The organism is Actinopolyspora mzabensis (assembly GCF_900101095.1).
GTDB classification, from domain to species: domain Bacteria; phylum Actinomycetota; class Actinomycetes; order Mycobacteriales; family Pseudonocardiaceae; genus Actinopolyspora; species Actinopolyspora mzabensis.
The window spans coordinates 17,524-37,121 of record NZ_FNFM01000016.1; the positions used below are offsets into that span (position 1 = coordinate 17,524).

Sequence of the window (19,598 nt, forward strand, 5' to 3'; positions counted from 1 at the left end):
GCGGCGATCTCGCGCGAGATCGCCGCCCGAGGGCACCGCCGCCCGAGGGCGATTGGACCGGAAGACTTCCTCGGACGGTGCTCTTTCGAGCCGGGTTCGCCCGCTTTCGATCCGCTTGAGAGGTGGCTGGTATGCGCGAGATCGGCGACGAACTGCTGCGATGGCTGGAAGCGGGCGAACGGTTCGTGCTCGCCTCGATCGTGGGAGTGCGCGGCAGCGCGCCCCGCGATGTGGGCGCTACCGCCGTGGTGCACGCCGACGGGACAGTGCTGGGCAGCCTCTCGGGCGGCTGCGTGGAGGGAGCGGTGCACTCGTTGGCCCTCGAAGCGCTGGCCGACGGTGAACCGGTGCGGACCTCGTTCGACCCGGATCCGGACGATCCGTTCGCGGTCGGACTCACCTGCGGTGGACAGCTGGACGTCTACCTGCATCCGGTCGAGCCCGACACGGGTTTCGGCCCCGCCGCGGCAGCCGGTTCGGGGCCGGCGGGAACGGGCGGCACGGTCGCGGCGCTGTCCTGGGCGCTGCGCTCGGCTCGGCGTGGTCTGCCCGTCGCGGTGGCGCGGGTGCTCGCCACCGGGCGGACGTTGGCGGTGGGAACCGACGAACACGTGGGCGGAACCGGTGACGCCGAGCTGGACGGGACCGTGGTGGCCGAGGCGAGGGCGATGCTCGACCGGAACGCCTCCGGGATCGGACAGCTGTGCGTCTCCGGTGGACCCGAGCACTCCGTGTTCGTCGAATCGTGGAACACCCCACCGCGCATGTTGGTGTTCGGTGCCATCGACCACGCCGCCGCGCTGGCACGGATGGGCAAGTTCCTCGGCTATCACGTGACGGTGTGCGACGCCCGTCCGGTGTTCGCCACGCGACGACGGTTCCCGGAGGCGGACGAGGTGGTGGTGCGCTGGCCGCACGAGTACCTGGCAGAGATCACCACGGACCGACGTAGCGTGGTCTGCGTGCTGACCCACGACGCGAAGTTCGACGTACCGGTGCTCCGGGAGGCGCTGCGCGGCCCGGCGGGCTATGTGGGTGCGCTCGGCTCCCGCCGCACCCATGCCGATCGCGTGGAGCGGCTGCGTGCGGCGGGACTGACCGCATCGGAGCTGGAACGACTCCGCGCACCCATCGGCCTCGACCTCGGCGGGCGGACCCCCGAGGAGACGGCGGTCTCCATCGCGGCGGAGATCGTGGCGCTGCACAACCACGGCAGTGCGCATCCGTTGACGCACACCAGCGGGCCGATCCACGTTGCCTGAACGGGTGGCGGGCGTGGTGCTGGCGGCGGGCGAGGGCCGCAGGTTCGGTATGCCCAAGGCACTGGTTCGCTATCACGGCTCGCTGCTGGTGGAGCGAGCCGTTTCAGTGCTGCGCGCGGCGGGTTGTGAACCGGTGCTCGTGGTCCTCGGCGCCGCGGCGGAACGGATCACGGAAACCGCCGAGCTCGCCGGCTCGGTACCGGTGACCAATCCGGACTGGCGCGGCGGAATGGGCTCGTCGTTGCGGACGGGGCTGACGACACTGCGCGATTCGGAACGTTCTTCCGATGTGACGAGTGCTCTCATCCTTCCGGTGGACATGCCGGGAATCACCGAAATCGCGGTGCGGCGAGTGTCGGAATACGCCGCTCCGGACGCGCTCGCGGCCGCCAGTTACCACGGCGAGCGCGGCCATCCGGTGCTGTTGGGCAGACTGCACTGGGACGGAGTTCGCGACGCGGCCCGTGGGGACCGGGGAGCACGGGATTATCTGCGAGCCCGCGAAGTAGTGCTCGTGGCTTGTGAGGACGTCTCCGAGGCTTTCGATATCGACAGCCCGGAAGACCTGAACGGGGGATAACCCGTAGAGTCAATGACCACGCGTGAGTGACCGTGCCGATCCACGCCCAATGCGGCCGCCCTTCGGCCGGAACGCGCGAGTTCACGGCGATGATTGAGCATGCTGGACGCGGAGGCATCATGGCTCAAGGGCACATCACAGCCAATTACCTGCCCGACGGGGACGATTGGGTGGTGCACGTCTCTTCCGACTGGGAATCGCGCAGTGCGCGTGCGCCGGGACTGATCGCGGCAAGGGTGCAGGCCGACCAACTGATCGAGCAGCTGGCGCCCAATTCGGCCGGACGCGTGGTCATTCACCTACTGGACGGCGACGGTTTCGCCTTCAGCATCGCCTACTTACAAGCCCGGCACGGACTGTCCGATGAGGCCACCCGTGCTGCCGCGCAGCAGGCGGCCGCCGCGGCGGCACAGCAGAATCCCGGCGGCTACCCGGGCTGAGCGTCGGCATCGGGGGAAGCGAGGCCCACCGGCGGCACAGGTTGGGTGTTCTCGGTGCGCAATGGCGGCGAACCGGACCGACGCAGCCCTACTACTAGGATAACCGACCGTGAACACACCGATCGACCACGATTGGGAAGCCGAGCATCCCGTGGGTGGCGGCAGCCGCGCCCAGGACACGGGAGCCGCCCCGGCGAGAGGCAGACCGCGTGATGCCACCCGCGACGCCGCGCTGCGCGACGCCGCCCTCGAGGTGCTGGCCGAGGTCGGCTACCGCGCGTTGACCATGGACGCGGTGGCAGCGCAGGCGCGGGCGGGCAAAGCCACCATCTACCGTCGCTGGGAGTCCAAACTCGAACTGGTCATCGACACCTGCACCCAGCTGGCGCGGCGGAACATCCCGCAGCCGGACCACGGTTCGATGGAAAGCGATCTGCGCGAGTTCCTCAGCGCGTTCGCGGAGTTCCTCAGCGGCCCGGTCGGCAAGGGCGCGCAGGCACTCGTCGGCGAGCTGCCGCACGAGCCGGAACTGGCCGCCGCCTTCCGGGACTCCTTCCTGCTGCCGCAGCGCGACGTGCTGCGCAGCATCATCGACCGCGGCGTCGAACGGGGTGAGACGAGCGAGCACGCCCCGGTGGACACCGTGGTGGAACTCGCCGGGGCCGCGTTGATCCACCGGTTGATGCTGACCGGGGAACCGCTGGATCAGCCCTTCGTGGATCGGTTGTTGCGCGAGGCACTGCTGCCGCTGCTGCAACGGAATCCTTAGCACTCCTCGCGGAACGGACCACCGCTCGCCAGGGGCCAGGCGCGGGAGTCGACGCCTCGCGGGGTCCGACCGCTGGTCCTGCCGTGCCCGCAAGCCGGTCGGGCCGCGGCCGGCTTGCCTCGGCAGGGACCTTCAGCGCAACAGCTTGCGCAGCACCAGAACCGCCGTCAGCGCGCCGGCGCCGATCAACGCGTAGCGGATCCGGGGATCCTCCAGTTTCTCCCGCACGGTGGCTTTGCCCACCTCGACGGCGCGAGTGGGGTTGGCCTTGGTTTCCAGCTCGTCCAGCGAAGCTGCGAGCGCCTCACGAGCCTTTTCGATGTCGCGCTGGATGGCGTCGGGATCGCGGGCCACCTGTCCTCCTCGTACTTGCCGGGGCCCCGGCATCGGGTGAGCGTACGCGCGCCCGGGGAGCGGGGCTCCCGGCTCGGGCACTCTGGCTGTGCACACCGTAGATCACACCACAGCACCAGCGGGTGGTGGAGCTGCCCGTGTCGCGAAACGGTCGGACCGGGGGCTTCGGACCGGGGGCTGCCGAACCGGGACCTGCCCGTCACGTGGCGGTGTGGATCGGTATCCTGACTCGCGAGGGGCCGTAGCCCAATTGGCAGAGGCACTAGGTTTAGGTCCTAGCCAGTGCGGGTTCGAGTCCCGCCGGCCTCACCCTCCCGCACCTCCGCTGTGCTTCTTTCCCGCTCGCGTTTCCCGCTCGCGAGCGTTCCCGTCGCGCTGCCCGGTGGTTTCCCCCGGAACGGTCACCCCACTTCGGTGGGAAACCCTCCTGCCAGAATGTGGGAGACCACGAGCTCCACGGAGGTGGCGATGATCGACGTCGGCGGTACCGCCGGTGGTGTGCGGCTGCGGCCACCGCGACACCGGGTCGCCCGCAAGGCCGTGCTCTGGTGGGGCTGCCAGGCCGTTTCCGGGGTGGCCGTGCTCCTGTTGGCACTGGGCGGTGCGGCCTGGTGGCTGCCCGCCGTCCGCCAGTGGCTGGTGATCGCGCTGATCGTGTGCGGGGTCCTCGGAATCGGCTACGTCGCGGTGATGCCCTGGTTGCGCTACCGCGTGCACCGCTGGGAAACCACCGATTCGGCCGTGTACACCGCGGCGGGCTGGTTGAGCCGGGAATGGCGCGTGGCCCCGATGTCGCGGATCCAGACCGTGGACACCGCGAGAGGACCGTTGCAACGCGCGCTCGGACTCTCCAGCGTCACCGTCACCACCGCATCAGCCGCGGGACCGCTGCACATCGACGGGTTGGAACGGGACGTGGCCGCGGAGCTCGCGGAGCGGCTCACCAGAATCACGCAGGCCACTCCGGGGGATGCCACATGAGCGAACCGCCCGCCGAGCACTCGGCCGACAAACACCCACCCGCCGAGCATTCGGCCCCCGAATCCCCCACCGACACCCGACCGGGGGCACCGGATTCGTTCGAGACCTGGCAACGACTCGATCCGAAAGCCGTTCTCGCTTCTACCGTGCTGGTCATCGCACCGATGTTTCCGATCGTTGGGGTGATGGCGCTTTCCCGCGACAACTCCTCGCGCGCGTTGGGCACGGCGGGCGTCTGGCTGATCATCGTCCTGCTCACCACGCTGGGCTCCTGGCTGCACTGGTACTTCACCCGGTTCCGGATCACCGAAGAACGGTTCGAGCTGCGTCAGGGCAACATCTCGCGGAGTTTCAGTTCCATCCCGAGGGAACGCATTCGCAGCGTCGACCTGACCGCCCCGGTGGCGCACCGGCTGCTCGGCATCTCGGTGGTGAAGATCGGCACCGGCAGGCAGTCCGGCAGCGACGGCGACCTCAAGCTGGACGCGCTGCCCACGGCCCGAGCGGAGCAACTGCGCGAACTGCTGCTGCGGCCCCGAAGCCGCCCGACGACCGGAGATGCGGACGACCGCCCCGCAACCGGCCGGTCCGGAACCGTCGAGCAGGGGCCCGGCTCGGAGCTGGCTCGGATGCGCCCGAGCTGGTACCTCTACAGCACGCTGACCGCTTCACTGCTGCTGGTCACCTGGGCAGCGCTCGGCTCCGCGATGAGCACCCTCGGCGACGTGTTCCGCGCGCTCTGGGCTTCCGACACCGCGACCGATTGGCTCTCCGACAAGGCGGTGTCGGTGTGGACCCACGTTCCCGTGTGGTTGGCGATCGCGTCGGCCTTGGTGGCGGTCCTGCTCGGTGGCCTGCTGGGGGCGCTGGCACTGTCCGTCGAGATGTGGTGGGGGTTCCGCCTCACCGGGGCAGGCGACACCACGCTCCGAACGAGGCGGGGGCTGCTGACGACCCGCGCCGTCTCGCTGGAACGGCGCAGGCTGCGCGGGGTGGAGCTGGCCGAGCCGCTGCTGCTGCGGCTGGCCGGTGGTAGCAGGCTCACCGCCGTGGCCACCGGGCTCGGCGAGGGCACGGCCGGGGGCCGTTCGGACAACAAGGCGTTGCTGCCCCCCGCGCCGCGCGGTGTCGCTGCTCGAATCGGCGCACGGGTGCTGGAGCGCTCCGACTCGCTCGACGACGGGAATCCGCTGCGTGCGCACCCGCGTGCCGCGCTGCGGCGACGGTTGACACGAGCACTGCTTCCGGTGGCCGCGGTCTCGGGAGCGTTCGCGGTGGCCGCGGCAAGCACCGAAGTGATCCCGTGGTGGAGTTGGCTGGTACCGCTGGTGGCCGGGTTCCCGGCGGCGGTTTTCGCCCGGGACGCCTACCGCAATCTGGGACACGGCCACCGCGACGAGTACCTCGTCACTCGCTACGGCACCGGAGTCAAGCGCACCGTACTGCTGCAGCGCGAGGGGATCATAGGGTGGCGCATCAGCCAGTCACCGGTGCAACGACTCACCGGGCTGCTCACGGTGGGTGCCACTACCGCGGCGGGGGACGGCTGCTACTACGTTCGCGACGCGGGAGCGGAGCAGGGCCTGGCATTCGCCGAACGCTGCGTGCCGGGCCTGCTCGAACCCTTTCTGGAAAAGAATTCGGAATCCCCCGGGGAGCCAGCGACCCCGACGATCGAGTCGACCCACGAGAGCGGGAACGAGACCGCCCCGTAGTGCGAAAGTTTTTCATCCGGAGCGGCGGTCGAAAATCCCGGAAAGCCACTTCACCCGCTGAGGTGCGATTCTTCGCGTGAAACATCGCGGAACCCCACCCGCGCGACACGAAACCCGAAACAAAACCGCGGTTTCCGGCGAGCCCGGGACGGACACCGCCGCACCGTGCCCGGGCGGGCCGCGCCCCACCGGGCGGGGAACCATCCCTCACCAGGCCGGGATCAGCTCCGGCAGGACTCACCTTTGAGCATGCTCAGGAACGAGTCCCATTGCCGCATGCCCACCGAAAGCTGCCCGGCGGGCGGATTCTTGCTGTCGCGCACCCACACCGCGGTTTTCGCGAAACCGACCTCGACGCACTGCCCCTGACCCTGGGTTCGGCTACTACTGCGCCATGACAAGAGTTCGCTCATCTACAACTCCCCTATCCGTGCCTGAATCACGCGCGACGATTCCTCCGGATCGGCGGCGTGTGCACGTAAATGATCCATCATGGCTTGGTAATTCGACAGTTCGTTCTCTCTTTCGAGTGACCATCCACCCACATGCGACTCCACGTACACCACATCGGGATCGGCGGCACCGGCGTAGCGCAGCATTACGAACGGCCCCACCTGAGCGGGATGCGCGTCGGTGTCCAGCGGCATGACCTGCAACGTGATGTGCTCGTGCTCGGCCATGCGCAGCAGGTGTGCGAGCTGTTCACGCAGTACTCGTGGGCCACCCGCCCTCCTGCGCAGCGCGGCCTCACCGATCACCGCCCAGAGGCGGAGCGGTTCGTCGCCGGTGAGCCGTTGCTGTCGCCGCAGTCGCAACTCGGCCCTGCGTCGAACGTCGCGCTCGGCGGCGTCGATGAGAGTCGCCTCGGTGATGGCGTGGGCGTACTCCTCGGTCTGCAGCAGACCGGGTACGGCGTCGGGCTCGTAAGTTTCGATCGCCGTGGCCTCGGCCTCCAGCCCGATGTAGTTCTCGTACCACTCGGGCAGGACGTCGCTGTAGGACTGCCACCAACCACGCGTGCGGGCCTCACGCGTCAGTTCGAGCAACTGTTGCCGCGCTGCTCCGTCGACACCGTAGAACTCCAGCAACGCGGTGACGTCCCGCACCGTAGGGGTGCGCTTGGCGGTTTCGAAACGCCCTATTTTCGCCTGGGTACAGCCGAGATGCTGCGCGGCCTGCTGCTGAGTGACTTCACGTGCGGCACGCAGCCTGCGGAGTTCGGCCGCCAACCTGCGGCGCCGCACCGTCGGACTCACTGTCATGTCCCCAGTCTGCGCCGTCCGATCTCGCAGCGTCACCACACCGTTGCGAGAACGACTCGGTCCCGCACTTCCGAACGGAGCAGTCCGAGGACCTCGTCCGGCGGGGTGCTCACCCGGCCGAACGGGTGACATCCGCTCACGGTTTCGGGATGTTGCGCAGGTTGCTGCGGGCCAGCCGGACCATCTTCCCGACACCACCGGTCAGCACCGTCCTGCTCACTGCGAGCGCGAATCCTTTGACCTGGCTACCGGTGATGTGTGGTGGGATGGACAGCGCGTTGGGGTCGGTGACCACGTCGATCACGGCGGGCCCCGGATGCGACAGCGCGTCCCGCAGCGCGACCCGGACCTCCTCGGGACGCTGCACTCGTACGGAGTACATCCCTAGCGCACTGACCAACGCGGCGAAGTCCACCGGGTCGTGATCGGTACCGAAGTCGGGCATGCCGTCCACCAGCATCTCCAGCTTCACCATGCCCAGCGAGGCGTTGTTGAACAGCACGACTTTCACGGGCAGCTGCTGCGTACGCAGGGTCAGCAGTTCCCCGAGCAACATGGACAGCCCGCCGTCACCGGCCATGGCGACGACCTGCCGGTTCCCGTCGGCCAGCTGGGCCCCGATCGCGTGCGGCAGCGCGTTGGCCATCGAGCCGTGGATGAACGAACCGAGCATCCTGCGTTCGCCGTTGGGGGTGATGTAGCGGGCGGACCAGACGTTGCACATTCCGGTGTCCACTGTGAACACGGCGTTCTCGTCCGCGAGATCGTCGAGCACGTCGGTGACGTACTCGGGGTGGATGGGAACCTGCTTGTCGACGTCCTTGGTGTAGGCGTCCACCACGCGTTCCAGCGTCTCGGCGTGTTCGCGCAGCATCTGGTCCAGGAAGGACCTGTCGGTCTTGGTCTCGAGATGCGGCAGCACCGCCCGGATGGTCTCGGCCACGTCGCCCTGGACCGCGACGTCCAGCACGGTACGGCGGGCGAGGTGCGCGGGTTCGATGTCGACCTGCACGGTGTTGGCCTGCGGCAGGAAGTCGTCGTAGGGAAAGTCGGTTCCGAGCAGCACCACGAGGTCCGCCCGGTGCATGGCCTCGTGGCAGGCGCCGTAACCGAGCAGCCCGCTCATCCCGACGTCGTACGGATTGTCGTACTGGATCCACTCCTTGCCGCGCAGCGCGTGCCCCACCGGCGATTTGACCGTCTCGGCCAGTCGCATCACCTCGTCGTGCGCGTGGCGGGTTCCGGCACCGCAGAAGAGCATGACCCGCTCCGCCGAGTTGAGCGCGCGGGCCAGCTCGCGCAGCTGGGACTCGGGCGGGACCACGGTCGGCGGTTGGCAGTGCACCATTCCCTGGCGAACCGGGTTTACCGCCGTGCGCTGTGCCACGTCCCCGGGCAGTACCAGCACCGAGACACCTCGGCGGCCCGCGGCCGTCTGCAGCGCACTGCGCAGCAGCCTGGGCATCTGCTCCGGTTGGGAAAGCACCTCGCAGAGATGGCTGCACTCGTTGAACATCCGTTCCGGGTGGGTTTCCTGGAAGAAACCGGTGCCGATCTGGGCCGAGGGGATCTGCGAGGCCAGAGCCAGCACGGGAGCACCACTGCGATGCGCGTCGAACAGCCCGTTGATCAGGTGCAGGTTGCCGGGGCCGCAGCTGCCCGCGCAGACTGCCAACCCGCCGGTGAGCTGCGCCTCGGCGGCCGCCGCGAACGCGCCGCTCTCCTCGTGGCGCACGTGGACCCAGTCGATGCCCTCGGTGCGCCGGACCGCGTCGACGATCGGGTTGAGACTGTCCCCCACGATGCCGTAGATCCGTCGGACACCGGCCTCGACGAGCACCTCGATGAACTGATCGGCCACTGTCGCCATGGCTGCTCCCACGAGACCTACGGGGGTAACCGCGCCCGACGGGTGCCCAGAGCCGGCGGCACCGCGGTACGGGCTCCAGTCAGCGAGCCTCACCGTCCGGTTGACCGGACGCAACTCGAAAGACCCGGCACCCGGCTCCCACCCAGCGCACTCACCCATTCGAGGGACATGAGTAACGTTGTCCCTCCCCCGAGCGATCTCACCGGCGACCCAGCAAGATGCTCTCGGGAAAGGAAAGTGGTGAACGTCCGCGGTTACACCCTGTCCGCTATCGCGGTGACCGCTTCGGCGGTCGCCGGACTCTGGTTCGGCGCCATCATGGCCAATGCCGATGTGTTCCGTTCCGAACAACCGACGGCGGAATCGACGTCGCCGGTGGTTTCCACCACAACGACACCGCGTCCGTAGCCGGACGGCATCGGCTAGCGTCGGGGCATGACAGCGAAACTCTCGACGGGCGATGCCGCCCCCGATTTCACCCTGACCGACGCCGACGACAAATCCGTAACTCTCTCCGATTACCGCGGGAAATCGGTGGTCGTGTACTTCTACCCGGCCGCCGGTACCCCGGGGTGCACCACGGAGGCCTGCGACTTCCGGGACAGCCTCGCCGAACTGGAGGGCGCCGGATTCGCGGTGCTGGGGATCTCGCCCGACAAACCGGCCAAGCTGGCCGAGTTCCGCGAGACCGAGGGGCTGACCTTCCCGCTGCTCTCCGACCCGGACCACGAGGTCATGACCGAGTGGGGTGCCTACGGCGAGAAGCAGAACTACGGCAAGACGGTGCAGGGCGTGATCCGCTCGACGTTCGTGGTCGATCCGGACGGCAAGGTGGCGCAGGCGTTGTACAACGTCAAGGCCACCGGGCACGTCGACCGACTGCGGCGCGAGATCGGAGTCTGACGGGAAGCTCGCGGTGAGACGACGATCCCCGTGCGAAGGGCCGCCTCGGGCGGCCGGGCACGGCGAGGACCGCGTCGAACCGTGAATCCCGTCGGAAGCGACTCGGTCGAACCGACGAGGTGGGGCCCGTTCCCGGCGCGGGCCCGACACGCGCCCGATTCGAGCAACGTCGATTCCTCGCGAAACCGCCGTGCCCCCGGTGCTCCCGCCGTGTCGCCCCCCCCCCCCCCGAAACCGGCCCGACGGCCTCTCGAACTAGTCCAGTGCGAGATAGACGGCCACGGCCGCCGCGATGACGACCACGAGCCAGCGCAACACGGTGGGGGAAAGCCTTCGTGCGACCTTTCCACCCAGATAGCCCCCCAGCAGCGTGCTGGGGACCAGGGTCAGTACCGCGGCCCAGTCCACCGGCGCGAGCAGCGCGTAGATCACCAGCGTGACCACGCTACCCAGCAGGCTCAGCCAGTTCTTGGCCGCGTTGAGGATCCTGAGCTCGGCGTTGGCCGTCAGCACTAGGACGACCACCAGGATCACGCTGCGAGCACCGCCGAAGTAACCACCGTAGACCGAGGCGAGCAGGATCCCGGCGGTGAGCAGCACCGTCCGGTCGGGGCCGTGCTGGTCGGGGGTTCCCAGCCAGGCGCGGATGCGGTTCTGGAACGCCATCAGCACCGCCGACAGCCCCACCAGAGCCGGGACCACCGCGTCGAACACCGATCCGGGCAGGGTGAGCAGCAGGGCGCAGCCGCCCACCGAGCCGAGCACCGCCGCGATCGAGGTCGGCAACAGCCTGCCGCCGTTGCGGCCCAGATCACGTCGCTGACCGAGCGCCGCGCCGATGAACCCCGGTCCCTGCGCCACCGCGTTGGTCACGTTGGCTGCCAGCGGGGACAGCCCGGTACCGAGCAGCGCGGGAAAGACCAGCAGGGAACCACCGCCCGCCACGGCGTTGATACCGCCGGAGAGGAATCCGACGAGCACCAGCAGCGACAGTTCGAGCCATTCGGGAAGCACGCCGGAAACCTAGCCGTTCCGTGCCACCTTCCTCAGCACGGGGAGACACTCGGCACTCGTGTACCGTTCAAGATTCACCGGATGACTCACGCGAACGGACACCGGTGGAACAGCCCGGTTGCTACCGTCCTCCGCATGCGGAACGAGGGGTGGATCCGCAACGAGGCGGACCGGGAGGCCTCCGTCACCGAAGCGACCGACACCGCCACGAAACACCGCGCACTTCGGACGGTCCCGCCGATGGGACGCCGACGGTTGGGAAGCGATTCATGAGTTACGGCGACCCGGTTCCATACCTGCGGTGCATCCGGATCCCACCGGGGCTGGAGAGCCGGATCCGCGGCACCTCGCTGCGGATCGGCCTCGTGTCGGTGCTGGCGGCGGTGGCGTTCGCGGGGATGCTGGTCGTCCTGTCGTCGGAACTGACCTTCGTCGTCTACACCGGAGGCGCCTGCGTGTTGGGACTGCTCGTGTCCGGGGTGGGCCTCACCTTCGGCAGGAGCTGCGTGTCCACGGGACACGTCAACCTCACTCCGGCACGCCGGATCCGCAACCTGACAGTGGCGTTCACGGTTTCCACGGTCGTCTTCGCCGTGATCACCGGGTTCGGTATCGCGATGGCGACGACGGCGACCGCCGAACCGCTCCCCCTGCTGATGGTGGCCGGCATGATCACGCTGGTTACGACGTCGATGAGCGTGACCAACGTCATCGTGGGAGCGCAGCTCTTCCCGCCGTCCCGCAAGCTCCTGGCCGAGTACGGCGTCTCGGAACAGCCCGTCGATCCGCCCGGCCGATGGGGAACTCACGATCCGGAGCCGCCGCGGTGAGTCCCGGCGACACGACAGGCCTCCGCCGCGGAAACGCACTCGATCGGCGGTGACGAACCCGCCGCACCGAGTGCGAGACCACCGCAGGGTCGCCTGTCGTCGCACCGAGGCTCGTGGCGCTCCCGGCCACGGAACCGAGCGTTACGAGGCCAGCCGCCGCAGGTGCGGCAGCAGCTCGCGCAGCGCCCTGCCCCGGTGCGAGTCCGCGTCCTTCTCGGCGGCGGAGAGCTCGGCCGAGGTGCGGGTCTCTCCCTCGGGCACGAAGATCGGATCGTAGCCGAAGCCGTTGGAACCGCGCGGCTCCCGAATCAGGCGTCCGGGCCAGGTGCCGCGCACCACGGTCTCCGAGCCCTCCGGCGTCACCAACGCGGCCGCCGCCACGAACGCCGCACCCCGGCGCTCGTCCGGCACGTCGCCGAGCTGGGCCAGCACCAGATCCAGATTGGCCCGGTCGTCCCCGTGCCCACCTGCCCAGCGTGCCGAGAGCACACCGGGCATCCCGTTGAGCGCGTCCACCGCCAGCCCGGAGTCGTCGGCCACGGCGGGAAGCCCGGTGGCGCGCGCCGCGTCGACCGCCTTGGCCACCGCGTTGGCCTCGAAGGTGGCTCCGGTCTCGGGGGCCTCCGGGAACTCGGACACGTCGTCGAGACCGATCACGTGCAGACCGGCCACCCCGGCGTCGTCGAGAATCCGCCGCAGTTCGGCCAGCTTCGCGGCGTTGCGGGTGGCGAGCAGCAGCTTGCTCATGCGGCACTCCCCGGAAGTTTGCCCGGATACGGCTCGGCCAGCACCTCGGCCTGCAGCTCGCACAGCCGGGTCGAGCCCGCCAGCGCCATGTCCAACATCTTGTCCAGTGTGGACCGGGGGAACGTGGCGCCCTCGCCGGTTCCCTGCACCTCCACGAAGGTTCCGTGGTCGGTGGCGACGACGTTCATGTCGACCTCGGCGCGGGAGTCCTCCTCGTAGGGCAGGTCCAGCCGCACCTTCCCGTCGACCACGCCGACGCTGACCGCCGAGACCGCGCAGGAGAGCGGCTTGGGATCGGCGAGGCGCTTGGCGGCGCGCAACCACGTGACGGAGTCGGCCAGCGCCACGTAGGCACCGGTGATCGCGGCGGTGCGAGTGCCGCCGTCGGCCTGGATGACGTCGCAGTCCAGCGTGATGGTGTTCTCGCCGAGCGCGCTCATGTCTATGCAGCTACGCAGCGACCGCCCCACGAGCCTGCTGATCTCGTGGGTGCGTCCCCCGATCTTGCCCTTGACCGATTCGCGCGGTCCGCGCGTGTTCGTGGCCGAGGGAAGCATCGCGTACTCGGCCGTCACCCAGCCGAGGCCCGAACCGGTACGCCAGCGCGGCACACCCTCCTGCACGCTGGCCGCACACAGCACCCGCGTACGTCCGAACTCGACCAGCACCGATCCGGCGGGCCAGTCCTGGTACCCGCGGGTGATACGTACGTCCCGGAGCGCTTCGTCGCTCCTGCCATCAGCTCTTGCCACGCGCCCCACCCTAGAACGTCCTCCCGTCCTTCCCGGAAGGCGGCGGTTCCACTCGGGGGAACAGGGGGTGCGCGACCCGCGATCGCGGACGGCGTGCGCCGCTCGGCGAGGTCGCTCAATCTTCGACGGTGCGCCAGCTCACGGACTCGGGGCGCCGCGCGGTGCGCAGGAACTCCCGCAACGCCTCGGCCAGCGTGTCCAACGACGTCCCGCTTCCCTCGGGGAACTCGATGTCCCCACCGTGCAGTCCCGGCGCGGCGGGATCGCCCTCCGGAACGGCGAGGTCGTGCGCCGTGTCGATGTAGCTCAGGTAGCCGTAACCGTCCCGCACCGCCACGCACACGTCGTGGTCGGGCATCCCCTCGTCCTCGTCGGCGAGTTCGCGGGCCTCGTGCCAGACCGTGGCAACCCCCGCGTTCGGCTCCGCCAACCGGGCGAGCAGCCCGTCGACCTCCTCGGGGTCGGTCAGTGTGACCCCGTCGCCACTGTTGGCGTCCTCGGGCGACTCGATCGGCCACACGGCGGTGATCGTCACGGAGATCCTCCACTGCGAACGGTCGCTAACGCTGACGTCCGCAGTATTCCACTCACCCGATGGCCCCAAGACGGGGCACCTGGGAGAGCTCGGCGGGACCTGGGTCGCCCCGAGGGAGTGGTGTGGTCCACCGGTGCCGGCCCGCCGGCGTAAGGACCTACTCGACGGCGTCCCGCCGCACGCGTTCAGACCGCGTACCGGGCGGCAGTGGTGACCAGCTCGGTGGGAACGGTGGTGTGCTCGCGAGCCTCCGCCAGGATCTCGGCGTCGTCGCACCAGGGCTGGAGATGAGTGAGCAGCAGCCGCCGCGCCGAGGCCCGGTTGGCCAGCTCGGCGGCCTGCTTGCCGGACAGGTGCAGGCCGTCGGGCCGCTCGGGCGAGTCCGGCCAGGACGCCTCGGCCAGCAGCACGTCGGCGTCCCGCGCCAGCTCGGTGAGCTCCTCGCACGGACCGGTGTCGGCGGTGTAGGCCAGCACCCGCCCCTCGGCCGCGATCCGGAAGCCCCAGCTGGGGCACACGTGGTGCACGGGGAAGGCAGTGATCTCGAAGGGCCCCAGCCGCAGTGGGCTCTCGGGCACCGGTGCGAACTCGAAGACGTCCGAGAGATCGGCACCGGCTCGTTCGGCGGCGTTCGGCGCGTACAGCGCGGCGAGTCGCTCCGGAGCCTCCGCCGGGGCGTGGACGGGCAGCTTCCGCTCGGCCGGATCGTACGGCGGCGCGGGGTGGTAGCGGCGCAGCACGGTCAGCGCACCGAAATCGGCGCAGTGGTCCGGGTGCAGATGTGACAGCAGCAACGCATCCGGCGTGAACGGGTCGACGAAGCGCTGCAACGTGCCGAGCGTGCCGTTTCCCAGGTCGAGCAGAATCCTGGTGCCACCGGACTCCACCAGATACCCCGAGGCGGGCGCGTCGGGTCCGGGAATGCTGCCGGAACATCCGAGAATCGTCAGCTTCACGCGGTCGAGCGTGACACGTCCGGAGGCAACACAACATCGGATGTGACGGACGGCCCGAGAAAACGCCTGGCGAGTTTGGCGAACGACTCGGGCGACCCGGTGGCACGGAACTCGTGATCGGGTGTGGCGGCGGGGTCGAGCGGTGCCGCCAGCGAGCCACGCTCGGTGAGCACACGCGCCACCTCCCGAGCGCTCTCCTCGGCGCTGGAGACCAGCGTCACCTGCTCCCCCATGACGATACGCAGCACCCCGCTGAGCAGTGGGTAGTGCGTGCAGCCGAGGACGAGGGTGTCGACGTCGGCCCGCTGCAGCGGCTCCAGGTAGCTCTGCAGCAGCCCCAGGATCTGGCGTCCCGAGGTGGTTCCCCGCTCCACGAAGTTCACCAATCGCGGGCAGGCGACGGGATGCGGCGTCACGTCCGGGACGGCGGCGAAGGCGTCCTCGTAGGCGCGAGACCTGACGGTGGCGCTGGTGCCGATCACCCCCACCCTGCCGTTGCGGGTGGTGGCGGCTGCCTGTCGCGCGGCGGGCAGCACGACCTCCACGACCGGTATGTCGTAGCGCTCCCTCGCGTCGCGCAGGCAGGCCGAGGAGGCGGTGTTGCAGGCGATGACCAGCATTTTCACGCCCTCTTCGACGAGGGAGTCGGCCACCGACAGCGCGTGCTCCCGCACTCGACGGAGCGGCAGGGGGCCGTAGGGGGCGTTGGCGGTGTCGCCCACGTAGCGCAGTCGCTCGGCGGGCAGCCGGTCCATGATCGCGCGGGCGACGGTCAGACCGCCCACGCCGGAGTCGAAGATCCCGATCGGTGCTTGGGTCACGATCCGAGTCTGCCCGGTTGGTCGTCACCTCGCGCGTACCGCGCTGTGTGCGTCCGGTCACCGCGTCGGACCAGCCAGGCGGCCAGCACACCGCCCAGCACGCCGAACAGGTGCGCCTGCCAGGAGACGTTCGGCTGCCCGCCGGGTAGAACCCCCCACAACATGCCGCCCCAGTAGAGGAACAGCACCACCGCCACGAGGATCTGGCCCGCGCTGCGGTTGAAAAAACCCCGGACGAGCAGGAAGAGCAGCCAGCCGAAAGCGATGCCGGAGGCGCCGAGGTGGGTGGTTCCGTCCTGCCCGGTCAGCCAGGTGCCCAGTCCGCCGACCAGCAGCACCACCAGGGTCACCGCCACGAACTGGCGCACTCCGCCCGCCATGCACAGCCAGCCGAGCACCAGCAGCGGAACGGTGTTCATCACCAGGTGCCCGAAGCCGAGGTGCAGGAACGGCGACCAGGCGATCCCGTCCAGCCCGTCGAGTTCCCGGGGCTGGATGCCGTTCGTGTCCAGCCCGGTGACGCGCCGGCTCATGACACCGGTCTGGAAGAACAGCTGGTCGATCAGTTCCAGCAGGTACAGCAGGGCCACGATGCCCAGCATGATCAGCGCCGCACGGCCGGGGCGCCGCGGTATCACGCGTGGTTTGGGTGCTCGGCTCGATCCTCCGGGCGATGAACTCACACCGCCGAGCCTACGCCGAGCCGAAGCGGAGTCACCAGTTCGGGAACCGCCTCACCCGTGACGCCCACCCGTGAAAACCGGTCGAGAGAACCTGTCGTTTCGGCGCTCCCGGCGCCGAAACGACCATTCCCGGCCACGAGCGGCCGACCGGAAAACTCCGATCAGGCCCAGAGCTGGCCGTCCAGCCGCTGCGCCGCCTCGTCCAGGGTGCCGCTGTAGGCACCGGTGGAGAGGTACTTCCAGCCCGCGTCGGCGACCAGGAAGACGATCTCGGCGGACTCCCCCGACGCGGCGGCTCGCTCGCCCACGGTCAGCGCCGCGTGCAGCACCGCCCCCGTGGAGATTCCCGCGAAGATCCCCTCGGACTCCAGCAGCTGCCGGGTACGGCGCAGCGCGTCGTAGGACCCCACGGAGAACCGCCGGTTGAGTACGTCGGCGTCGTAGAGCTCGGGGACGAATCCCTCGTCCAGGTTACGAAGGCCGTAGACCAGCTCGCCGTAGCGCGGCTCGGCGGCGACTACCTGGGTACCGGGGTTCTGTTCGTGCAGATAACGGCCGACGCCCACCAGCGTTCCCGTGGTGCCCAGTCCGGCCACGAAGTGGGTCACGCCGGGCAGGTCGCGCAGGATCTCGGGGCCGGTCCCCCGGTAGTGGGCCTCGACGTTGGCCGAGTTGCCGTACTGGTAGAGCATCACCCAGTCCGGGTTCTGCTCCGCGAGTTGTTTCGCCACTGCCACGGCCTGGTTGGAACCACCTTCGGCCGGGGAGGAGACGATCCGGGCTCCGTATGCCTGCAGGATCTGCCTGCGTTCCTCGGAGGTGTTCTCCGGCATGACGCACACCAGCCCGTAGCCCTTCAGCGAAGCGGCCATGGCCAGCGAGATGCCGGTGTTTCCGGATGTGGGCTCGAGAATGGTGCAACCCTGGGTGAGGGCGCCTTCCTTCTCCGCGGCCTCGATCATCGCCAGTGCGGGCCTGTCCTTGACCGATCCCGTCGGGTTGCGGTCCTCCAGCTTCGCCCACAACCGCACGTCGGGTGCGGGTGAGAGAGCGGGAAGCCCCACCAGCGGCGTGTCGCCCAGGGTGTCGAGCAACGAATCGTAGCGAGCCACGTCTACCTCCTCCCCGAGAGGTGAATGCTTCAGCGCATGCCACCGGCGACGGCAGGCAGGATCGTCAGGCTGTCACCGTCGGTGACGGTGGCGTCCAGGCCACCCACGAACCGGACGTCCTCGTCGTTGACGTAGACGTTGACGAAGCGGTGCAGTCCACCGTCCTTGACCAGCCGATCCTTCAGGCCGCTGTGCCGCGAGTCCAGATCGTTGATCACCTCAGCGACCGTGCCTCCGTCGGCCTGCACCGACTTCTGCCCGTCGGTGTGACTACGCAGGATCGTCGGGATCGAAACGTTGACTGCCATGACGCAACCTCCTACTACAAGAAATTTCGCAAATCCACCCGACAGCCGCGTCGTGCGTGATCGCACCACGCGGGGCTCAGCCTAGGTCGGGGATGTCGTCGCCACCGGTGTGGGCGAACATGTAGGACTCGACGACCTCCACCGGCTCCTCGGTGACGACGCCGTCGACGATGCGGTAGGAGCGCAGCTCGTATTCGTGCGGGTCCCTGGTGGACACGAGCACGTAGTGCGCGTTGGGTTCCGAGGCGTACGAAACGTCGGTCCGCGAGGGGTAAGCCTCCGTCGCGGTGTGCGAGTGGTAGATGACCACCGGCTCCTCGTCGGCGGCGTCCATGGCTCGCCATACCTGCAGTTGCTCGGTGGAGTCGAACCTGTAGAACGTCGGCGAACGTTCGGCGTTGATCATCTCGATCATTCGCTCCGGGCGGTCCGACCCCTCGGGTCCCGCCACAACACCACACGCCTCATCCGGGTGGTCCCGTCGAGCATGCGCAACCATCGCATCCACGAGGTCGCGTCGGATCACCAGCACAGCCACCATCCTACGGGGTGATTCACCGTGGTCCCACCATGTGAACCCGGTGACCGGTCGTTCATCGGTCGAAACGACATTGGACCATGATTCATTCCCGTTCGGGATGGTAAAGCCGCGTGTAACAGGGCACAGCACCCACCGATCCCGCCGCGAGCACGGCGTGCACGATCGCCCGTGCGGTCACCTGCGCCGCCGCCGTGCACACCTCGTCCAACGCCGCCAACCATCGAGGCTCGCCCGGCGCGGGGGTGGTGCGCTCCCCGGTGGCCAGCGCGAAAACCGTGTCCCCGTCGGTCATGCCGTGAGCCGGGCGTATCGCCCTGGCCAGCCCGTCGTGGGCCGCGACCGCGATCCTGCGGCACTCGGACTTGCCGAAACCGGCGTCGGTGGCCACCACGCCGATCGTGGTGTTGAGCGGGGTGATCGCGTTTCCCGCGCGGTCGGGGCGGGCGGTGCGCCGCGCCGCCGAGTCGACGGTTTCCGGGGAGGGCCGCGGCAGGTCGAACTCACCTTCGAGACCGCTGTCGAGGGCCCACGGCAGCCCGGTTGCAGGGTCGATCACGGTTCCCGAGGAGTTGACCGCCAGCAGCGCGCCGACCCTGGTCCCGTCGGCCAGTACCGAACTCGCCGTTCCGAGGCCACCTTTGATCGCCCCCGCTACGGCCCCCGTTCCCGCGCCGACGTTCCCGGCGCCCGGATGGCCGGCGGTCCGCGCTTCGCACGCGGCGTAGCCGAAGGTGGCGTCGGGCCGTCTGCCCCAGTCGCTCATGGGCAGGTCGAACAGCACCGCGGCGGGCACCACGGGCACGACCTCGTGCGGGGTGGGGCCTACGGGCACGCCGTGGCCGCGTTCGGCCAGCCAACGCATCACACCGTCGGCGGCCGAGAGCCCGTAGGCACTGCCACCGCCGAGCACGATCCCGTGCACCTGGCGCACCAGGTTCTCGGGAGCCAGCACGTCGGTCTCGCGGGTGCCCGGGCCGGCGCCGCGAACGTCCACGGCGCCGGCGGCCCCGGCGGGTGTGAGTACCGCCGTGCTCCCGGTGGCCCACCGTTCGTCCAGCCGTCGCTGGTGACCGACCGTGACGCCCGCTATGTCGGTGATCGCGTTGTTGGGTCCCGCGCCGGGAAGCGAATCGACCATGTGCGTCATCCTCGACGACCGAGGG

General features: G+C 69.2%; 24 protein-coding genes and 1 tRNA gene. 10 read left to right on the forward strand and 15 right to left on the reverse strand.

The window, feature by feature from the left end; all coding sequences use genetic code 11:
- The first annotated feature begins 131 nt into the window (after positions 1-131).
- The 4 genes from BLR41_RS21845 (at position 132) to BLR41_RS21860 (ending at position 3,051) form a co-directional block, all read left to right on the forward strand.
- The gene (locus BLR41_RS21845; protein ID WP_092632581.1) at positions 132-1,262 is read left to right on the forward strand and encodes an XdhC family protein; all 1,131 of its coding nucleotides are present in this window, start codon (positions 132-134) and stop codon (positions 1,260-1,262) included.
- Positions 1,255-1,842 carry a nucleotidyltransferase family protein gene (locus tag BLR41_RS21850; RefSeq protein ID WP_092632584.1) on the forward strand — a complete coding sequence of 196 codons (588 nt, stop codon included), beginning with the start codon at positions 1,255-1,257 and terminating at the stop codon, positions 1,840-1,842. Before BLR41_RS21845 ends, BLR41_RS21850 begins: the two co-directional genes overlap by 8 nt.
- Before the next feature lie 89 nt (positions 1,843-1,931).
- Positions 1,932-2,282: a hypothetical protein gene (locus tag BLR41_RS21855; RefSeq protein ID WP_245694724.1), complete on the forward strand. Its 351-nt coding sequence runs from the start codon at positions 1,932-1,934 to the stop codon at positions 2,280-2,282.
- Positions 2,283-2,433: 151 nt separating this feature from the next.
- Entirely contained in the window at positions 2,434-3,051 is a 618-nt protein-coding gene (locus BLR41_RS21860; protein ID WP_092632739.1) for a TetR/AcrR family transcriptional regulator C-terminal ligand-binding domain-containing protein, read from the forward strand.
- Between the two features lie 132 nt (positions 3,052-3,183).
- Here the strand turns inward: BLR41_RS21860 and BLR41_RS21865 are convergent, their stop codons facing one another.
- Positions 3,184-3,405 carry a DUF3618 domain-containing protein gene (locus BLR41_RS21865; protein WP_043578384.1) on the reverse strand — a complete coding sequence of 74 codons (222 nt, stop codon included), beginning with the start codon at positions 3,403-3,405 and terminating at the stop codon, positions 3,184-3,186.
- Positions 3,406-3,640: 235 nt separating this feature from the next.
- Here BLR41_RS21865 and BLR41_RS21870 point away from each other — a divergent pair.
- The 3 genes from BLR41_RS21870 (at position 3,641) to BLR41_RS21880 (ending at position 6,101) form a co-directional block, all read left to right on the forward strand.
- Positions 3,641-3,714, forward strand: a tRNA-Leu gene (locus BLR41_RS21870).
- Positions 3,715-3,873: 159 nt separating this feature from the next.
- Positions 3,874-4,386 (forward strand): PH domain-containing protein, encoded by a 513-nt coding sequence (locus BLR41_RS21875; protein WP_092632742.1) that lies wholly within the window; start codon positions 3,874-3,876, stop codon positions 4,384-4,386.
- Positions 4,383-6,101 carry a PH domain-containing protein gene (locus BLR41_RS21880; RefSeq protein ID WP_092632589.1) on the forward strand — a complete coding sequence of 573 codons (1,719 nt, stop codon included), beginning with the start codon at positions 4,383-4,385 and terminating at the stop codon, positions 6,099-6,101. Before BLR41_RS21875 ends, BLR41_RS21880 begins: the two co-directional genes overlap by 4 nt.
- A gap of 221 nt (positions 6,102-6,322) precedes the next feature.
- Here BLR41_RS21880 and BLR41_RS21885 read toward each other — a convergent pair whose 3' ends face one another.
- From BLR41_RS21885 to BLR41_RS21895, 3 genes are all read right to left on the reverse strand, one after another.
- Positions 6,323-6,514, reverse strand: a complete 192-nt coding sequence (locus BLR41_RS21885; protein WP_092632592.1) for a DUF397 domain-containing protein — start codon at positions 6,512-6,514, stop codon at positions 6,323-6,325.
- Positions 6,515-7,363, reverse strand: a complete 849-nt coding sequence (locus BLR41_RS21890) for a helix-turn-helix domain-containing protein (protein WP_092632595.1) — start codon at positions 7,361-7,363, stop codon at positions 6,515-6,517.
- Between the two features lie 136 nt (positions 7,364-7,499).
- Positions 7,500-9,233, reverse strand: coding sequence for a pyruvate dehydrogenase (locus BLR41_RS21895; RefSeq protein ID WP_092632598.1), 1,734 nt, complete (start codon positions 9,231-9,233; stop codon positions 7,500-7,502).
- A gap of 240 nt (positions 9,234-9,473) precedes the next feature.
- On the opposite strand from BLR41_RS21895, the gene BLR41_RS22965 reads away from it, so the two are divergent.
- Together BLR41_RS22965 and bcp are read left to right on the forward strand one after the other, a co-directional pair.
- Positions 9,474-9,641 carry a hypothetical protein gene (locus tag BLR41_RS22965; RefSeq protein ID WP_176798097.1) on the forward strand — a complete coding sequence of 56 codons (168 nt, stop codon included), beginning with the start codon at positions 9,474-9,476 and terminating at the stop codon, positions 9,639-9,641.
- Positions 9,642-9,668: 27 nt separating this feature from the next.
- Positions 9,669-10,136 carry a thioredoxin-dependent thiol peroxidase gene (bcp, locus tag BLR41_RS21900; protein ID WP_092632601.1) on the forward strand — a complete coding sequence of 156 codons (468 nt, stop codon included), beginning with the start codon at positions 9,669-9,671 and terminating at the stop codon, positions 10,134-10,136.
- Between the two features lie 255 nt (positions 10,137-10,391).
- Here the strand turns inward: bcp and BLR41_RS21905 are convergent, their stop codons facing one another.
- Positions 10,392-11,150, reverse strand: coding sequence for a sulfite exporter TauE/SafE family protein (locus BLR41_RS21905; RefSeq protein ID WP_092632604.1), 759 nt, complete (start codon positions 11,148-11,150; stop codon positions 10,392-10,394).
- A gap of 269 nt (positions 11,151-11,419) precedes the next feature.
- Here BLR41_RS21905 and BLR41_RS21910 point away from each other — a divergent pair, with 269 nt between their 5' ends.
- The gene (locus BLR41_RS21910; protein ID WP_092632607.1) at positions 11,420-11,980 is read left to right on the forward strand and encodes a hypothetical protein; all 561 of its coding nucleotides are present in this window, start codon (positions 11,420-11,422) and stop codon (positions 11,978-11,980) included.
- 141 nt (positions 11,981-12,121) lie between these two features.
- Here BLR41_RS21910 and rdgB read toward each other — a convergent pair whose 3' ends face one another.
- The 10 genes from rdgB to BLR41_RS21960 form a co-directional block, all read right to left on the reverse strand.
- The gene (gene rdgB, locus BLR41_RS21915) at positions 12,122-12,727 is read right to left on the reverse strand and encodes an RdgB/HAM1 family non-canonical purine NTP pyrophosphatase (protein WP_092632610.1); all 606 of its coding nucleotides are present in this window, start codon (positions 12,725-12,727) and stop codon (positions 12,122-12,124) included.
- The gene (rph, locus tag BLR41_RS21920; RefSeq protein ID WP_092632745.1) at positions 12,724-13,479 is read right to left on the reverse strand and encodes a ribonuclease PH; all 756 of its coding nucleotides are present in this window, start codon (positions 13,477-13,479) and stop codon (positions 12,724-12,726) included. The genes rdgB and rph overlap by 4 nt, the downstream gene beginning before the upstream one ends.
- A 115-nt stretch (positions 13,480-13,594) precedes the next feature.
- Entirely contained in the window at positions 13,595-14,014 is a 420-nt protein-coding gene (locus BLR41_RS21925; protein ID WP_092632613.1) for an Imm1 family immunity protein, read from the reverse strand.
- Positions 14,015-14,199: 185 nt separating this feature from the next.
- A complete protein-coding gene (locus BLR41_RS21930; RefSeq protein WP_092632616.1) occupies positions 14,200-14,970 on the reverse strand; it encodes an MBL fold metallo-hydrolase in 771 nt (256 codons plus the stop codon).
- Positions 14,967-15,791, reverse strand: a complete 825-nt coding sequence (gene murI / locus BLR41_RS21935) for a glutamate racemase (RefSeq protein WP_092632619.1) — start codon at positions 15,789-15,791, stop codon at positions 14,967-14,969. The genes BLR41_RS21930 and murI overlap by 4 nt, the downstream gene beginning before the upstream one ends.
- Positions 15,788-16,429, reverse strand: coding sequence for a rhomboid family intramembrane serine protease (locus BLR41_RS21940; RefSeq protein WP_092632622.1), 642 nt, complete (start codon positions 16,427-16,429; stop codon positions 15,788-15,790). Before BLR41_RS21940 ends, murI begins: the two co-directional genes overlap by 4 nt.
- 206 nt (positions 16,430-16,635) lie before the next feature.
- Positions 16,636-17,586: a PLP-dependent cysteine synthase family protein gene (locus BLR41_RS21945; protein WP_092632624.1), complete on the reverse strand. Its 951-nt coding sequence runs from the start codon at positions 17,584-17,586 to the stop codon at positions 16,636-16,638.
- Between the two features lie 29 nt (positions 17,587-17,615).
- Positions 17,616-17,894, reverse strand: a complete 279-nt coding sequence (locus tag BLR41_RS21950) for a MoaD/ThiS family protein (protein WP_092632627.1) — start codon at positions 17,892-17,894, stop codon at positions 17,616-17,618.
- 76 nt (positions 17,895-17,970) lie between these two features.
- Positions 17,971-18,426 carry a M67 family metallopeptidase gene (locus BLR41_RS21955; protein ID WP_092632748.1) on the reverse strand — a complete coding sequence of 152 codons (456 nt, stop codon included), beginning with the start codon at positions 18,424-18,426 and terminating at the stop codon, positions 17,971-17,973.
- A gap of 91 nt (positions 18,427-18,517) precedes the next feature.
- Positions 18,518-19,573, reverse strand: coding sequence for a P1 family peptidase (locus tag BLR41_RS21960; protein ID WP_092632630.1), 1,056 nt, complete (start codon positions 19,571-19,573; stop codon positions 18,518-18,520).
- Between the last annotated feature and the right edge of the window lie 25 nt (positions 19,574-19,598).

Coding starts and splice junctions, on each gene's coding strand:
- BLR41_RS21845 (WP_092632581.1), top strand. CDS start 132: ATGCGCGAGATCGGCGACGAACTGCTGCGATGGCTGGAAGCGGGCGAA.
- BLR41_RS21855 (WP_245694724.1), top strand. CDS start 1,932: ATGATTGAGCATGCTGGACGCGGAGGCATCATGGCTCAAGGGCACATC.
- BLR41_RS21875 (WP_092632742.1), top strand. CDS start 3,874: ATGATCGACGTCGGCGGTACCGCCGGTGGTGTGCGGCTGCGGCCACCG.
- BLR41_RS21880 (WP_092632589.1), top strand. CDS start 4,383: ATGAGCGAACCGCCCGCCGAGCACTCGGCCGACAAACACCCACCCGCC.
- BLR41_RS21885 (WP_092632592.1), bottom strand. CDS start 6,514: ATGAGCGAACTCTTGTCATGGCGCAGTAGTAGCCGAACCCAGGGTCAG.
- BLR41_RS21890 (WP_092632595.1), bottom strand. CDS start 7,363: ATGACAGTGAGTCCGACGGTGCGGCGCCGCAGGTTGGCGGCCGAACTC.
- BLR41_RS21895 (WP_092632598.1), bottom strand. CDS start 9,233: ATGGCGACAGTGGCCGATCAGTTCATCGAGGTGCTCGTCGAGGCCGGT.
- bcp (WP_092632601.1), top strand. CDS start 9,669: ATGACAGCGAAACTCTCGACGGGCGATGCCGCCCCCGATTTCACCCTG.
- BLR41_RS21910 (WP_092632607.1), top strand. CDS start 11,420: ATGAGTTACGGCGACCCGGTTCCATACCTGCGGTGCATCCGGATCCCA.
- rdgB (WP_092632610.1), bottom strand. CDS start 12,727: ATGAGCAAGCTGCTGCTCGCCACCCGCAACGCCGCGAAGCTGGCCGAA.
- BLR41_RS21950 (WP_092632627.1), bottom strand. CDS start 17,894: ATGGCAGTCAACGTTTCGATCCCGACGATCCTGCGTAGTCACACCGAC.
- BLR41_RS21960 (WP_092632630.1), bottom strand. CDS start 19,573: ATGGTCGATTCGCTTCCCGGCGCGGGACCCAACAACGCGATCACCGAC.